Source organism: Bradyrhizobium oligotrophicum, assembly GCF_051168495.1.
Taxonomy (GTDB): Bacteria; Pseudomonadota; Alphaproteobacteria; order Rhizobiales; family Xanthobacteraceae; genus Bradyrhizobium; species Bradyrhizobium oligotrophicum_A.
Window position 1 is genome coordinate 600548 of record NZ_JBNPVB010000001.1, and the last position, 14778, is coordinate 615325.

At 66.9% G+C, this 14778-nt stretch carries 10 protein-coding genes; 5 read left to right on the plus strand and 5 right to left on the minus strand.

The genetic code is table 11. The features are described from left to right. Nucleotides 1–80 precede the first annotated feature (80 nt). The gene (gene pyrE / locus ACQR1B_RS02585; protein WP_434831384.1) at nt 81–638 is read right to left on the minus strand and encodes an orotate phosphoribosyltransferase; all 558 of its coding nucleotides are present in this window, start codon (nt 636–638) and stop codon (nt 81–83) included. A gap of 183 nt (nt 639–821) precedes the next feature. Here pyrE and ACQR1B_RS02590 point away from each other — a divergent pair, with 183 nt between their 5' ends. Beyond that, nucleotides 822–1448 (plus strand): glutathione S-transferase family protein, encoded by a 627-nt coding sequence (locus ACQR1B_RS02590; RefSeq protein ID WP_434831383.1) that lies wholly within the window; start codon nt 822–824, stop codon nt 1446–1448. Nucleotides 1449–1698: 250 nt separating this feature from the next. Here the strand turns inward: ACQR1B_RS02590 and ACQR1B_RS02595 are convergent, their stop codons facing one another. The 4 genes from ACQR1B_RS02595 to ACQR1B_RS02610 all read right to left on the minus strand — a co-directional run bounded on the left by ACQR1B_RS02595 (nt 1699) and on the right by ACQR1B_RS02610 (nt 8357). Then, nucleotides 1699–2334, minus strand: a complete 636-nt coding sequence (locus tag ACQR1B_RS02595; protein ID WP_434831608.1) for a LysE family translocator — start codon at nt 2332–2334, stop codon at nt 1699–1701. An 84-nt stretch (nt 2335–2418) separates the two neighbouring features. Beyond that, on the minus strand, nt 2419–3618 hold the full coding sequence (locus ACQR1B_RS02600) for a glycosyltransferase family 87 protein (protein WP_434831382.1): 1200 nt from the start codon (nt 3616–3618) through the stop codon (nt 2419–2421). Between the two features lie 338 nt (nt 3619–3956). Then, nucleotides 3957–7022, minus strand: a complete 3066-nt coding sequence (polA, locus tag ACQR1B_RS02605) for a DNA polymerase I (RefSeq protein WP_434831381.1) — start codon at nt 7020–7022, stop codon at nt 3957–3959. Nucleotides 7023–7304: 282 nt separating this feature from the next. Then, nucleotides 7305–8357, minus strand: a complete 1053-nt coding sequence (locus tag ACQR1B_RS02610; RefSeq protein WP_434831380.1) for an acyltransferase family protein — start codon at nt 8355–8357, stop codon at nt 7305–7307. 152 nt (nt 8358–8509) lie between these two features. Here ACQR1B_RS02610 and ACQR1B_RS02615 point away from each other — a divergent pair, with 152 nt between their 5' ends. The 4 genes from ACQR1B_RS02615 to ACQR1B_RS02630 all read left to right on the plus strand — a co-directional run bounded on the left by ACQR1B_RS02615 (nt 8510) and on the right by ACQR1B_RS02630 (nt 14772). Beyond that, complete coding sequence (locus ACQR1B_RS02615) at nt 8510–9829, plus strand: UDP-glucose dehydrogenase family protein (protein ID WP_434831379.1); 1320 nt, start codon at nt 8510–8512, stop codon at nt 9827–9829. A gap of 115 nt (nt 9830–9944) precedes the next feature. Next, complete coding sequence (gene hrpB / locus ACQR1B_RS02620; protein WP_434831378.1) at nt 9945–12419, plus strand: ATP-dependent helicase HrpB; 2475 nt, start codon at nt 9945–9947, stop codon at nt 12417–12419. 160 nt (nt 12420–12579) lie between these two features. Further along, nucleotides 12580–13080 (plus strand): TIGR02281 family clan AA aspartic protease, encoded by a 501-nt coding sequence (locus ACQR1B_RS02625; RefSeq protein ID WP_434831607.1) that lies wholly within the window; start codon nt 12580–12582, stop codon nt 13078–13080. A gap of 192 nt (nt 13081–13272) precedes the next feature. Next, nucleotides 13273–14772 carry a phosphomannomutase/phosphoglucomutase gene (locus tag ACQR1B_RS02630; protein WP_434831377.1) on the plus strand — a complete coding sequence of 500 codons (1500 nt, stop codon included), beginning with the start codon at nt 13273–13275 and terminating at the stop codon, nt 14770–14772. Nucleotides 14773–14778 lie beyond the last annotated feature (6 nt).

Sequence of the window (14778 nt, forward strand, 5' to 3'; positions counted from 1 at the left end):
CATCAGCTTTGCGGTAACCTTAACGAGCGTTGGTAAATGAGCGGTATGCACGGACCGAGAAATGCGCGCGACGGGCGCCTTCAGAGAAATTCGCGCGCCTTGTAGAGGGCGCGGAACGGCAGGCCGGCGGCGGCGAAGGTCTCCGCAGCGCCTTCCTCGCGATCGACCATCGTGAACACCAGCGCCACCTCGGCGCCGGCCTCGCGCAGCGTCTCCACCGCCTTCATCGCCGAGCCGCCGGTGGTGGTGACGTCCTCGACCACGACGATGCGCTTGCCGGCCAGGGTCTCGTCCCGGGTCAGGCCCTCGATCGCCAGCCTGGCGCCATGCTCCTTCGGCTTCTTGCGCACGAAGAAGGCCGCGATCGGATGACCCTTGATCCAGGAGATCTGCGCGATCGCGCCGGCCAACGGCACAGCGCCCATCTCCAGCCCACCGATATAGTCGAAACCCTCGTCCTTCAGCGCCTCATAGGTGAGCTCGGCGAGCAGGGTGGCGCCCTCCGGGTCCATCATGGTCGGCTTCAGGTTGAAGTAGAAATCGCTTTTTCGGCCGGAAGCCAGCGTGACGTCGCCACGGCCGAACGAACGCCTGCGGATGATCTCGAGAAGGCGGGCGCGGGAGGCGGATTTGGACACGGCGGTTTCCCCCGGGGGTCGATACTTGGGTGGCTCTTTGGAGTGGCGCAATCTATCGGGGCCGGCCGGCGGAGACCAGCGGCCAGGATGTCCCATCAACAACGGTACGCTTGGAGCCGGGCGCGGTTTCGAGCTAAGGGGAAGCGAGAGGCCAGGCAAGGAATTTTGAAGGGAAGCGCCGCCATGACGATCGAGCTGCACACCTGGAACACGCCCAATGGCCGCAAAATCTCGGTCGCGCTGGAGGAGATGGGGCTGCCCTATCGCGTGATCCCGGTCGACATCACCAAGGGCGCGCAGATGGCGCCCGAGTTCCTGGCGATCAGCCCAAACAACAAGATTCCGGCGATCGTCGATCCCGATGGTCCCGAGGGCAAGCCAGTCAGCGTGTTCGAATCCGGCGCCATCCTGCTCTATCTGGCTGAGAAGACCGAGCAATTCCTGCCGGCCTCGCTGGCCGGACGGATTCCGGTCTATGAATGGCTGATGTGGCAGATGGGCGGCTTCGGCCCGATGCCGGGCCAGGTCCACCATTTCATCGCGCTCGCCAACGAGCAGGACCGCGCCTACGGTCTGAAGCGCTACATGGCCGAGACGGTGCGGCTGTATGGCGTGCTGGACCGCCGGCTGGCGTCGCACGACTTCGTCGCCGGCGCGCTCTCGATCGCCGACTTCGCCATTCTCGGCTGGGCCTGGCGCCATCCCCGCCACAAGGTTGACCTCGCCGACTTCCCCCACGTCAAGCGCTGGTACGACACGCTGATGGCCCGCCCCGCCGTGAAACGCGGGATGGAGGCGAAGCTGGATTGAGGCGCGAAGCCCGGCGCAGCGTTCGGTGCCAGACCCTCTCCATGAACACGCCTCTTGGCGCGTTCATGGTCGGTGTGCAGGACCGCCTTGGGTGCCAGAACCTCATGGTGAGGAGCGCCGCGCTTGCGGCGCGTCTCGAACCATGAGGCCACGATGGGGCCTCGCCCTTCGAGACGCCCGCCTGGGGCGGGCTCCTCAGGGTGAGGGTCGAGAGAAGTGCAACGAGCTGGCGGCAGCGAGCCGGAGCGGCTCAGCCCCGCCGCGCCTCCAGCGCCATGCGCAGCGCGAGACCGGCGAGCACCGTGCCCATCAGGTAGCGCTGCAGCAGCGCCCAGGTCGGCCGTGTCGCCAGGAACAGCGCGATCGATCCCGCCGCCATCGCGATCATCGCGTTGACGCTGACGCTGATCGCGATCTGGATCGCGCCCAGCACGACGGACTGCGTCAGGACGCTGCCATCAGCGGGGTCGATGAACTGCGGCAGCAGCGCCAGATAAAGCATCGCGATCTTCGGATTCAGCAAATTGGTGACGAGCCCCATCAGGAACAGCTTGCGCGGGCCGTCGACCGCAAGCGACCTGACCTGGAACGGTGAGCGGCCACCCGGCCTCACCGCCTGCCACGCGAGATACAGCAGGTAGGCCGCGCCCGCGAGGCGCAGCGCGTCATAGGCGAAGGGCACGGCGAACAGCAGCGCCGTGATGCCGAACGCCGCCGCCAGCATGTAGGCCAGGAAGCCGACGGCGACGCCGCCGAGCGAGACCAGGCCGGCGGCGCGGCCCTGCGTGATCGAGCGCGAGATCAAATAGATCATGTTCGGCCCGGGCGTCAGCACCATGCCGAGCGAGACCAGCGCGAAGGCGAGCAGGGACGAGGTGTGCGGCATGACCGGTGCAATGACGAGGGTCTCAGCGATCTGCTTAGCGCAGACCAATGCTCAGCGTCATCCGCTCGATTGTACCGAGAGCAATCAGCCCGCCGCCGGCGGCGCGACGTTCAGGGCCGGCGTCGGTCGGCCGACGCGGCTGAAGACACCCGCCACGCTGAGGAACAACAGCAGCAGCAGCATGGTCGCCACGAACGGCACGGACTGACCGATCATGGCGAGCAGGCAGGCGGACAGCGCGATCACCACGCCGATTTCCAGCGCCACGATCGGCTCGCCGGCTTCGATCCGCGCCTTCCAATGGATTGCGATTCCGGCGGCCACCATCGGCATGTCGTAGATCATCGCATAGGGCGTGGCGATGATGCTGCCGATTGCGACCAGCGCGATCGCCTGAGTCGTCGGACCGCGCCGCCAGGCGCGCCAGGTCAGCACCGCCACGGAGCCGGACAACAGCAGCTGGAGCGCATGGCCGATCGCGGGCGGTGCGCCGATAGCATGAACGCCGGCCATCACCGTCGGCATCATGTGGTCGAGGCTGGCCTGGTTGGCCTGCAGCAGTGCCTGATAACTCGGAAAGCCTTCGATCCAGCGCAGCCAGATCGACCAGTCCAGCACGGCGCTGGTGGTCACGGCGACGAGCAGCGTCGTGGTGGTCGCAGCCAGGATGGCGCGCCAATTGTGGGAGGCCAGCAGAACGACCGGCATCAGCAGCACGAATTGCGGCTTGTAGGTCAACAGGCCGAGCAGGACTCCGGCTGCCGCCGGGTGGCTTGCCAGAAGGCGCAGCCCGCCGAGCATGAGCGCGGCCGAGAGAAAGCCGTTCTGGCCGGCAATCGCATTGATCAGCGTCGTGGGGGAGGCAAGCAGCGCGAGGCCCGACAGCGAGCGCCATTCGCGTCCCAGGGCAGCCACGACGTGGAGCCCGAAGGTCGTCGCGATCCAGCACGCATAGGCCGCCGGCGGTGCCATCAGCCCCAAGGGGATGAGCGCCAGCAGGAACGTCGGCGGATAGGGATAGGGGAAGCCGCCGCCGTCGAGCGCGGGATCGAGCGCCTGCTGATAGGCGGCCAGGGCATAGGGATCGTAGATGGCGGAGCCCGCGGTTGCCGCGAACCTGCCGAACGACCACAGGCCGAAGAAGTCGCCGAACGCCGGTAGCGGCGACGACAGCCACCAGTCGGCGAGATACAGGCCGTCATAGAGCGACAGCGCGATCAGCAGCATCACCAACGCGCGGCGATCGCGCGTCCGGCCGGAGGCTGCAGAGGATGCTGCCGTCATGAGATCGTTCGCCGCAACGTGTTCGGCGCCAAGGGCGCGATGGATGGATGATCGATGATCGGGCACGTCGCGCATTGCTCGCGCGGCGTGCCGTCGGGAATCTTGCCCCCGCACCGCTCCACGTCGTGTTACCGGCTCACCCGCCGGGGCAGCCCGATCCGATCATGCCTAACGAGCGGTAAAGTTCGGACGCTGTGACGCCCGTCCTCACGCTGTCTGTCATCTGAGAAGATGTCATCCCATCGGCATTGCGAGTACAGCGAAGCAATCCAGACTGCCTCTGCGGAAAGATTCTGGATTGCTTCGCTCGCAATGACGGAGGAAGAGCCGCGCGCCGCTTAGTGCGCCTCGTCCCAATTGCTGGCGGCGCGGGCGTCGACGTGCAGCGGGACCGACAGCAGGACGGCGGGGAACGGCGCGTCCTGCATCACGTGCTGCACCACCGGCAAGGTCGCGGCGACCTCGTCGTCGGGCACTTCGAAGATCAGTTCGTCATGCACCTGCAGCAGCATCTGCGCCGAGAGCTTCTTCTCGGTCAGCGCGTCCTCGACCCGCGTCATGGCGCGGCGGATGATGTCGGCGGCGGTGCCCTGCAGCCGCGCGTTGATCGCGGCGCGCTCGTTGAAGGCGCGGACCGAGGCGTTCGACGCCTTGATCTCCGGATAGTGGCACTTGCGGCCGAACAGCGTGACGACATAGCCGTTCTTGCGGCAGAACTCGCGGGTCTCGTCCATATAGGCCCGGATGCCGGGAAAGCGCTCGAAATAGCGCTTGATATACGCTCCGGCCTCCTCGCGGGCGATGCCGAGCTGGTTGGCGAGGCCGAATGCGGAGATGCCGTAGATGATGCCGAAATTGATCGCCTTCGCCCGGCGGCGGATCTCGCTCGGCATGTCCTTGATCGGCACGCCGAACATCTCGGAGGCCGTCATGGCGTGAATGTCGAGCCCGTCCTGGAACGCCTGCTTCAGCACCGGAATGTCGGCGATCTCGGCCAGCAGCCGCAGCTCGATCTGCGAGTAGTCCGCCGACACCAGCTTGTGGCCGGGGGTGGCGATGAAGGCGCGGCGGATCTTGCGGCCGTCCTCGGTGCGCACCGGAATGTTCTGCAGGTTCGGCTCGTTCGACGACAGCCGGCCCGTCGTGGTCGCCGCCAGCGCGTAGGTGGTGTGCACGCGATGGGTCTGCGGATGGACGTAGGTCGGCAGCGCATCGGTGTAGGTCGATTTCAGCTTCGAGACCTGGCGCCATTCCAGGATCTTCTTGGCGAAATCGTTGCCCTGCTCGGCGAGGTCGTCGAGAACAGAGGCGGAGGTCGACCACGCGCCGGTCTTGGTCTTGGTGCCGCCGGAAAGGCCCATCTTGCCGAACAGGATGTCGCCGATCTGCTTCGGGCTGCCGACATTGATCGGCTCGCCGGCCAGCTCCTGCAGTTCGGCCTCGACCCGCGCTGCGGTCTGAGCGAAGTCGCCGGAGAGACGCGACAGCACTTGGCGGTCGATCGAGATGCCCCTGCGCTCCATGCGCGCGAGCACGGAGACCAGCGGCCGCTCCAGCGTCTCGTAGACCGCCGTCATGCGCTCGGCCACCAGGCGCGGCTTCAGCACGCGCCACAGGCGATGAATGACGTCGGCGGCCTCGGCCGCATGCGCTGTCGCGCGGTCGATCGCGACCTGCGCGAAGGTCAGCTTGTTGCGGCCGCTGCCGATCAACTCGCCTTCGCCGATCATGGCGTGGCCGAGCACGTGCTCGGCCAGCGAATCGAGCTTCTGCGAGCCGCGCCCGGCATCCAGTGCGTAGCTCATCAGCTGGACGTCGTCGGTGTTGGCCAGGGTGATGCCGGCCTGCGCCAGCATCACGGCCGTGAACTTGATGTTGAAGCCGATCTTGAGAATCCCTGCGGATTCGAGGATCGGTTTCAGCGCTCCGAGCGCGTCGCTGTCCCCGATCTGGCCGGGCGCGAGGCCGGCGTCGAACAGGCCGCCGCCATCGCCGGCCTGTCGATGCGCCAGCGGGATGTAGCAGGAATCGTTGGGCGCCAGCGCCAGCGCGATGCCGCAAAGGCTCGCCTGCATCGGATCGATCGAGCTGGCCTTGATGTCGATGGTGACGCGGCCGAAATCATGGACGCGGGCGAGCCAGGCGTTCAACTCGGGCAGGCTGCCCAGCGTCTGATACTTGTCGCGATCGATGCGCGCGCTCTTCGCAGCCTCGGCCCGTGCCTCGGCGAGGCTGAGCGGTGTGCCCTTGCTCATCGCCGATTTGTCGGTCCTGGCATCGCCGCCTCGTCGCCCTCCCCCGCTTGCGGGAGTGGGCAGGGTGGGGGCGCCTGCCGCGGGCGAGCCCCCACCCGGATCGCTGCGCGATCCGACCTCCCCCGCAGGCGGGGGAGGCGCACCGGCGCCACTCTTCAAGCTCTCATCAGCCGACACGTCGGCCGGATCGATCTGCGAATAGTCCGCCACGCGGCGCGTCAGCGTGGTGAATTCCATCGCCTTGAGGAAGGCGATCAGCTTGCGCGGATCCGGCTCGTGCACCGCGAGGTCGTCGAGCGGAACCTCGAGGTCGACCTTGTCGTCGAGCAGCACCAACTGGCGCGAGATCCGCGCCTTCTCGGCGTTTTCGATCAGCGCCTCGCGCCGCTTCGGCTGCTTGATCTCGGCCGCGCGGCTCAGCAGGCTTTCGAGGTCGCCATAGTCGGTGATCAATTGCGCCGCGGTCTTGATGCCGATGCCGGGCACGCCCGGCACGTTGTCCGTGGAATCGCCGGCCAGCGCCTGGACCTCGACCACCTTCTCCGGTGGCACGCCGAACTTCTCGATCACCTCGGCGATGCCGATGCGACGGTCCTTCATCGTGTCGTACATCGTGACGCAGTCGTTGACGAGCTGCATCAAATCCTTGTCGGAGGACACGATCGTGGTGGTGGCGCCGCGCTCGCAGGCGAGCCTTGCATAGGTCGCGATCAGGTCGTCGGCCTCGAAGCCGCCCTGTTCCAGGCAGGGCAGGTCGAAGGCATGCACGGCCTGCCGGATCAGCGCGAATTGCGGGATCAGGTCGTCCGGCGCGGGCGGCCGGTGCGCCTTGTAGTCGCCGTAGATCTTGTTGCGGAACGTGACCTCGGACTTGTCGAACACGATCGCCAGATGCGTCGGCCGGTCGGTCTCGGGCATGTCGCGCAACAGCTTCCACAGCATGTTGCAGAATCCGAGCACGGCGTTGACCTGCAAGCCATCGGACTTGCGGTTCAGCGGCGGCAGCGCGTGATAGGCGCGGAAGATGTAGGACGAGCCATCGACCAGGAACACATGATCGCCCTTGGCCGCGCTCTTGACCGCTCCTTTGGCGGCGGCGGGCACAGGGGCGGCGGGCGTGACGGCGGCTTTCTGGGGAGCTTTGGGCATGGCCGCAATGTAGGGAATTTGGGCCGGATTGACACCCTCGGAACGGCAGAATCGGGAGCGTTCCCCACGCAAATCGGCGGCCGTCGTTCGTTGAGCCGGTGCCACAATTCTTGCTGTCGTCCCGGGCAAGCCCCGACGGCGCGAAGCGGCGGCGGGGCGCCGACCCGGGATCCATACTCCGCAGCGGTGATGAGGCGGCAGGCTGGAGCCACAGCGTGCCTTAAGCGGAAGACGGTGGTTATGGGTCCCGGGTCTTCGCCCGGGACGACACCGTGGGTGTGGCTACTCCGCCGGCTGCAACACGGCCTTCGGCTTCGGCGGGGCGATCCAGAATGCGATCGGGCGTTCGAACAGGAAGCGGGCGCCGACGCGGAGCGCGAGGCGCCAGATGACGAGCGCGCCGAGCACGCCGGCGATCGTGACCAGCAGGGAGATCGTGCCGATGTCCGCGATTACGCCGGTCTTGAGCAGCACCGTGCGGGTCGCCGCCATCGGCAGGAAGAAGGCGAGATAGATCACGATCGAATGTTCGCCGCAGAAGCGCAGCGCATTGAGAAGCTGCGCGCGCGCCAGCAGGGTGCCGGCGATGATGATCGCGACTGCACCGGCATAGCCCAGCAGGAGCGAGATCACCGGCCATTCGCTGAGGCCGAGAGTCACGAGCCCTTGGTTCATGACGGCCCAGGCAAGCAGGCCCACGATGGCGAGCATGGGCTGTGCCCGCGCGCGATCCGACAGCGCGAAGATCGAGGTTGCGAACAGATAGCCCGAGTAGATGTAGACGAAGCGGGCGCAGAACTCGTCGATCACGGTCCAGCCGGTGACGATGTGCGACCATTCGAGGCCCGCGGCGATGCCCCAGATCACGGGGGCCGGCGCCTTGCGTGTCAGCTTGATGACGACGAAGAAGATCGGCAGCAGGTAGATGAACCAGAGCGTGCCGAACGGCTCGATGAAGGATTCGAGATAGAGATAGCCCGCGTGCGGCCAGCCGCCGGCCGCGGCAAAGCCCGGCGCCTTGAAGCCGAACTGGATCGTCACCCACAGCACGTAGAAATAGGCGAAATGCACGACCTTGCGGTCGAGATAGGTGCGCCAGTCGCGGTCGATCACGAGCGGCAGGAACAGGCCCGAGATCAGGAAGAAGTCCGGCATCCGGAACGGCTTGGCGAAGGCGACGACGGCATGCATGAAGCCGGTCTCGCCGGCCGCCTGTTCGACTCCGAGCACCGAGTGCATCATCACCACCATGATGATGCAGATACCTTTGGCGTAGTCGACCCAGTCGATCCGCGCCTCGGCTCCGACGGCCCGCGGCGTGCCATTTGCGGTCATGCTGTCCCCCTTTGGCGCGAAGCTGCCGCATTGTCGTGCACAGCCCTTAATACTCCTTGTTTGTCATTCAAACGTCATGCCGTTTTCTAAATTCCCCTTGACCCGCAAATGCTTTAAGAGGCGGGAGCATTAACCATGAAGGATGGGTTTTCATGCGCATTGCGATGATCGGCACGGGCTATGTGGGCCTCGTGTCCGGTGCCTGCTTCGCCGATTTCGGCCACCAGGTGACCTGCGTGGACAAGGACCACAGCAAGATCGCCGCGCTGCATCGTGGAGAAATCCCGATTTTCGAGCCCGGGCTGGATGCGCTGGTCGCGGCCAATGTGAAGGCCAGGCGGCTCGATTTCACCACCGATCTGAAGCAGCCGGTGGCCGAAGCGGACGCCGTCTTCATCGCGGTCGGCACGCCGTCACGGCGCGGCGACGGCCATGCCGACCTGACTTACGTCTATGCCGCCGCGCGCGAGATCGCGGCGTCGCTGACGGGCTTCACTGTTGTCGTGACCAAGTCGACGGTGCCGGTCGGCACCGGTGACGAGGTCGAGCGCATCATCCGCGAGACCAACCCGCAGGTCGATGTCGTGGTCGCCTCCAATCCGGAATTCCTCCGCGAAGGTGCGGCGATCCGCGACTTCAAATGGCCGGACCGGATCGTCGTCGGCACTTCGGACGAGCGTGGCCGAAAGCTGCTCGGCGACGTCTATCGCCCGCTGTCGTTGAACCAGGCGCCGATGATGTACACCGAGCGCCGCACCGCCGAACTGATCAAATACGCCGCGAACGCGTTTCTCGCGACCAAGATCACCTTCATCAACGAAGTGGCCGATCTCGCCGAGAAGGTCGGCGCCGACGTGCAGGAGGTGGCGCGCGGCATCGGCCTGGACAATCGCATCGGCTCGAAGTTCCTGCATGCCGGTCCGGGCTTCGGCGGCTCGTGCTTTCCCAAGGACACGCGCGCGCTGATCAAGATCGCGCAGGACTACGACACGCAGCTGCGCATCGTCGAATCGGTGCTGGCCGTCAACGACAACCGCAAGCGCGCGATGGCGCGCAAGGTGGCGCACGCCGTCGGCGGCAGCCTGCGGGGCAAGACGGTGGCGGTGCTCGGCCTGACCTTCAAGCCGGAGACCGACGACATGCGCGAGGCGCCGTCGATTCCGCTGGTGACCGGGCTGCTCGACATGGGGGCCAAGGTGCGCGCGCATGATCCGGTCGGCATCGAGCAGGCCAAGAAGGAGCTGCCTGAGATCGCCTATTTCGATGATCCGTATGAGTGCGCGACCGGGGCCGACGCCATCGTGCTGGTGACGGAATGGGTGCAGTACCGCGCCATGGATCTTGACCGGCTCAAGGAAGTGATGGCCCATCCGGTCGTGGTCGACCTGCGCAATGTCTACCGGCCCGAGGAGATGGCCGCGCACGGCTTCGTCTATGAGAGCGTGGGCCGGCCGGGCGTGAAGGGAAGCTGACACCTTGTTGTCATCCCCCGCGCAGGCGGGGTATCCAGGGCGCCCGAACTTCGTGATCCGCGAGATCTGCGTCTATTGGGTCACCCGCTTTCGCGGTTGACGACGGGTTAGGATATTGCCCCTTCGCTTCGATACGCCGCTCCCCATCGATGCCGTGCTGGACGAACTGTCCGGCACGCTCGAACGCAGCAACACCGCCGTGCTGGTGGCCCCGCCCGGCGCCGGCAAGACGACGCGGGTGCCTTTGGCGCTGCGCGATGCGTCCTGGGTCGGGACTAGGAAGATCATCGTGCTTGAGCCGCGGCGCATCGCCGCCCGCGCCAGCGCCGAACGGATGGCGAAGTCGCTCGGCGAGCGCGCCGGCGACACCGTCGGCTATCGCGTCCGCTTCGGCTCGAAGATCTCGCGCGCGACCCGCATCGAGGTCGTCACCGAAGGCATCTTCACGCGGCAGATCCTCGATGACCCCGAGTTGACCGGCGTCGCCGCCGTGCTGTTCGACGAATTCCACGAGCGCTCGCTCGATGCCGATCTCGGCCTGGCGTTGGCGCGCGATGCACAGCAGGGGCTGCGCGAGGATCTGCGCATCCTCGTGATGTCGGCGACGCTCGACGGCGCCAGGGTCGCAAAGCTGCTCGGCGATGCGCCGGTGGTCGAGAGCGAAGGCCGGGCCTATCCGGTCGAGACGCGCTATGTTGGCCGCAAGCCGGATGCGCCGGTCGAGCGCCAGATGGCCGAGACGATCGCGAGCGCGCTGCGCACCGATGCAGGATCCGTTCTGGCGTTCCTGCCGGGCGCGGCCGAAATCAGGCGCACCCAGACCATGCTGGCCGAACGCGTCCATGACGCGGCCATCGAGATCGTGCCGCTGTTCGGCGCGCTCGATGCCGCGGTCCAGGACCGCGCCATCTCGCCGGCGCCGAAGGGCAGCCGCAAGGTGGTGCTGGCGACCTCGATCGCCGAGACCTCGCTGACCATTGAAGGTGTGCGGATCGTGGTCGATTCCGGCCTCGCCCGCGTGCCGCGCTACGAGCCGGACATCGGGCTGACCCGGCTGGAGACGGTGCGGGCCTCGCGCGCCGCCGTCGATCAGCGCCGTGGCCGCGCCGGCCGCACCGAGCCCGGCGTCTGCTACCGGCTGTGGGACGAGCCGCAGACGGCGTCGCTCGCGGCCTATACGCAGCCCGAAATCCTCAGCGCCGACCTGTCCTCGCTGGTGCTCGACCTCGCGCAATGGGGCGTCAGCGATCCCGCAGGCCTGAGCTTCCTCGACCCGCCGCCGCTGCCGGCCTGGAAGGAGGCGCGTGATCTCCTGCACGAACTCGGCGCGCTCGACTCCGACGGCCGCCTGACCGACGAGGGCCGGCGGCTGCGGGCGCTGGCGCTGCCGCCGCGCCTCGCGCGGATGATCGTCGATGCCGCTGACCATGGCGCGGCCGCGCAGGCTGCCGACATTGCGGCCATCCTGACCGAGCGCGGCCTCGGCGGCGACAGCGTCGATCTCGAGGTGCGACTCGATCAGTTCCGGCGCGATCGCTCGCAACGGGCGCAGAGTGCGCGTGACATGGCGCGGCGCTGGGCGCAGCAGGTCGGCGCCTCGTCCTCGCCGCAAGGGGGAGCGGAACTGACCACCGGCCTGATGCTGGCGTTCGCCTTCCCCGATAGGGTGGCGCGCAACCGCGGCAATGGCAGTTTCGTGCTCGCCAATGGCCGCGGCGCTGCGGTCGAGCAGACCTCGTCGCTGGCACGCGTGCCCTATATCGCGGTCGGCGAACTGACCGGGACGGCCGCGAGCGGCCGCATCCTGCTGGCGGCGCCGCTCGCGATCGACGACATCGAGCGCCATTTCGCCGCTCATATCGAAGCCAGGGACGAGGTCAGCTTCGATCCCAACGCGATGGCGCTGCGGGCGCGCCGCCGGCGCAAGCTGCACGCGATCACCATGGCCGATGCGCCGGTCGCGCTGACGCCGACGGAGGAGACGGCGCGCATCTTCGCCGATGGCATCTGTGCCGCCGGGCTTGACCGGTTGCCCTGGTCGAAGGCCGCCAAGCAGTGGCGCGACCGGGTCACGTTCCTGCGCAAGGCGGAAGGTGACGGCTGGCCGGACCTGTCGGATGCGGGCCTAGCCGAGCGGCGCGAGGATTGGCTGGTGCCGCTGCTGGCCGACAAGACCTCGCTCAAGGAGGTCTCGCCCGGCGACGTCTCGGACGCCGTGATGGCGCTGCTGCCCTGGGACCTGCGCGCCCGGCTCGATCGCGAAGCTCCCACCCATTTCGAGGCACCTACTGGCACCATGCTCGCGATCGACTACGAGGCGGAGCAGGGCCCGACCATCGCGGTGCGGCTGCAGGAGCTGTTCGGGCTCAACGTCCATCCCTCGATCGCGCGGGGCGCGGTGCCGCTGGTGCTGGAACTGCTGTCGCCGGCGCAGCGGCCGGTGCAGGTGACGCGCGATCTTCCCGGCTTCTGGCGCGGCTCCTACGCCGCCGTCCGCACCGACCTGCGTGGCCGCTACCCGCGCCATCCTTGGCCGGAGGACCCTGCCCATGCGGCGCCGACCCGGCGGGCGAAGCCGCGCGGGACCTGACCGACGCGAATTATACCGCTTGAATCGCCATCGTTAACGCTTCGCTCATCGTTTTCGCCAAAATGGCGGCGGCAGCCGCACCGCTTCAGTCGCCCGTCAGCGGCTTTCATGCTCAAGTCGGTTGCGGGGTAAAGTCGGGCGTTGCGTCATGCGTAATATAATGATCTTCGCGGCCGTTCTCGTCGGCCTCGGCACCTTCATGGCGCAACTGGCCGATCGCCTGACGCCGGCGCCGGCGTCTGCCACGACGTCCGTTCGCAGTGCGACCGTGGATAGCGCGGCCGCCGGCCAGCGCAGCCTCAGCATTCCGACCGACCGCCGCGGTCATTTTCGGGCCGACGGCCGCATCGACGGCCAGCGCATCGGCTTCATGATCGATACCGGCGCCTCGATGGTCGCGCTGAACGAAACCTCCGCCGCCCGCTTCGGCCTGCGCCCGGCGCGTGGCGATTACACCGCGACCGTGACGACGGCGAACGGGACCGTGAAGGCGGCGCGGGCCAAGCTCGCGATGGTCGAGCTCGGCGAGCTCACGGTGCGCGACGTCGATGCGCTGGTGCTGCCCGACTCGGCGCTGTCGGAGAACCTGCTCGGCCTGTCGTTCCTGTCCAAGCTGAAGCGGTTCGCCTACGCCAACGGCCAGATGGTGCTGGAGCAGTAGGCCGCGGCCGCAGCTGCATCTTGGTCCGTGTCCCGACGGCCCCCCTATACCGGCAAGTGCGGTGGTCCAGAGGACGGGGCGGTCCTGCCTGATTGTTGCCTGCATTGATCTGCTTTCTGCCATGGTCGCCAGACGTCGTGCGACCGCACGACCGCATTCTTCCATTGATGTGATATTCCCGAGGCCCTCCTGATGTTTCCCAAGCCGAAGCCGGTCCTGGTCCCCAACACCTACGCCTTCGAATCCGAGCCGATGGTGAAGCCGACGGGCTTTCGCGAATACGACGCGCGCTGGCTGTTCAACCAGGAAATCAACCTGATGGGGGTGCAGGCGCTCGGCATGGGGCTGGGCGCGCTGATCGCCGAGCGCGGCGTGAAGCAGGAGATCGTGACGGGCCACGATTTCCGCGGCTACTCCGCCTCCATCAAATACGCGCTGATCTCGGGCCTGATGGCCGCCGGCTGCAAGGTGCACGACATCGGCCTCGCCGTGACGCCCATGGCCTATTTCGCGCAGTTCGATCTCGACGTGCCCTGCGTCGCCATGGTCACCGCCTCGCACAACGACAATGGCTGGACCGGCGTCAAGATGGGCGCCAACCGGCCGTTGACCTTCGGCCCCGAAGAGATGACCCGGCTGAAGGAGATCGTGCTCAACGCCGAGTTCAAGAACGCCGGCGGCGGCTCCTATCAGTTCCACGAGAATTTTCCGGCGCGCTACATCGCCGATCTCACCAGCCGTCCCAAGCTGAAGCGCAGGCTGAAGGTCGTCGCCGCCTGCGGCAATGGCACGGCCGGCGCGTTCGCGCCTGACGTGCTGGAGGCGATCGGCTGCGAGGTGATTCCGCTCGATACCGAGCTCGATCACACCTTCCCGAAATACAATCCCAATCCCGAAGACATGGAGATGCTGCACGCTATCCGCGATGCCGTGCTCGCGCACAAGGCCGATGTCGGCCTCGGCTTCGATGGCGACGGCGACCGCTGCGGCGTGGTCGACAACACCGGCGAGGAGATCTTCGCCGACAAGGTCGGCGTGATGCTGGCGCGCGACATGTCGGCCATCCACAAGGATGCGCAGTTCGTCGTCGACGTGAAATCGACCGGCCTGTTCATGACCGATCCGGTGCTGCAGGCGCAAGGCGCGCGGACCGTCTATTGGAAGACCGGTCATTCCTACATGAAGCGCCGTACCAACGAGCTCGGCGCGCTCGCCGGCTTCGAGAAATCGGGCCACTTCTTCTTCAACAAGCCGTTCGGCCGCGGCTACGACGATGGGCTGGTGTCGGCGATCGCGATCTGCGAGATGCTCGATCGCGCGCCTGAGAAGTCGATGGCCGACCTGAAGAACGCGCTGCCGAAGACCTGGTCGTCGCCGACGATGTCGCCGCATTGTGCCGACGAGGTCAAATACGGCGTCGCCGATGCCGTGGTGAAGCACTTTCAGGCCCTGCAGCAGCAGGGCGGCAAGGTGGCGGGCCAGCCGATCCGCGATCTCGTCACGGTGAATGGCGTGCGCGTCACGGTCGAGGACGGCAGCTGGGGTCTGGTGCGGGCGTCATCGAACAAGCCCGAGCTCGTGGTCGTGGTCGAAAGCCCGGTGTCGGAACGGCGCATGCACGACATGTTCGAGGCGGTCAATGCGGTGCTGCGCACCCATCCCGAGGTCGGCGCCTACAACCAGACGATCTGAGGCGAG

What these genes read in the sequence shown, in the direction of transcription:
- ACQR1B_RS02615 (WP_434831379.1), top strand. Translation starts at nt 8,510, where the DNA reads ATGCGCATTGCGATGATCGGCACGGGCTATGTGGGCCTCGTGTCCGGT.
- ACQR1B_RS02590 (WP_434831383.1), top strand. Translation starts at nt 822, where the DNA reads ATGACGATCGAGCTGCACACCTGGAACACGCCCAATGGCCGCAAAATC.
- ACQR1B_RS02595 (WP_434831608.1), bottom strand. Translation starts at nt 2,334, where the DNA reads ATGCCGCACACCTCGTCCCTGCTCGCCTTCGCGCTGGTCTCGCTCGGC.
- ACQR1B_RS02610 (WP_434831380.1), bottom strand. Translation starts at nt 8,357, where the DNA reads ATGACCGCAAATGGCACGCCGCGGGCCGTCGGAGCCGAGGCGCGGATC.
- ACQR1B_RS02630 (WP_434831377.1), top strand. Translation starts at nt 13,273, where the DNA reads ATGTTTCCCAAGCCGAAGCCGGTCCTGGTCCCCAACACCTACGCCTTC.
- ACQR1B_RS02600 (WP_434831382.1), bottom strand. Translation starts at nt 3,618, where the DNA reads ATGACGGCAGCATCCTCTGCAGCCTCCGGCCGGACGCGCGATCGCCGC.
- ACQR1B_RS02625 (WP_434831607.1), top strand. Translation starts at nt 12,580, where the DNA reads ATGATCTTCGCGGCCGTTCTCGTCGGCCTCGGCACCTTCATGGCGCAA.
- polA (WP_434831381.1), bottom strand. Translation starts at nt 7,022, where the DNA reads ATGCCCAAAGCTCCCCAGAAAGCCGCCGTCACGCCCGCCGCCCCTGTG.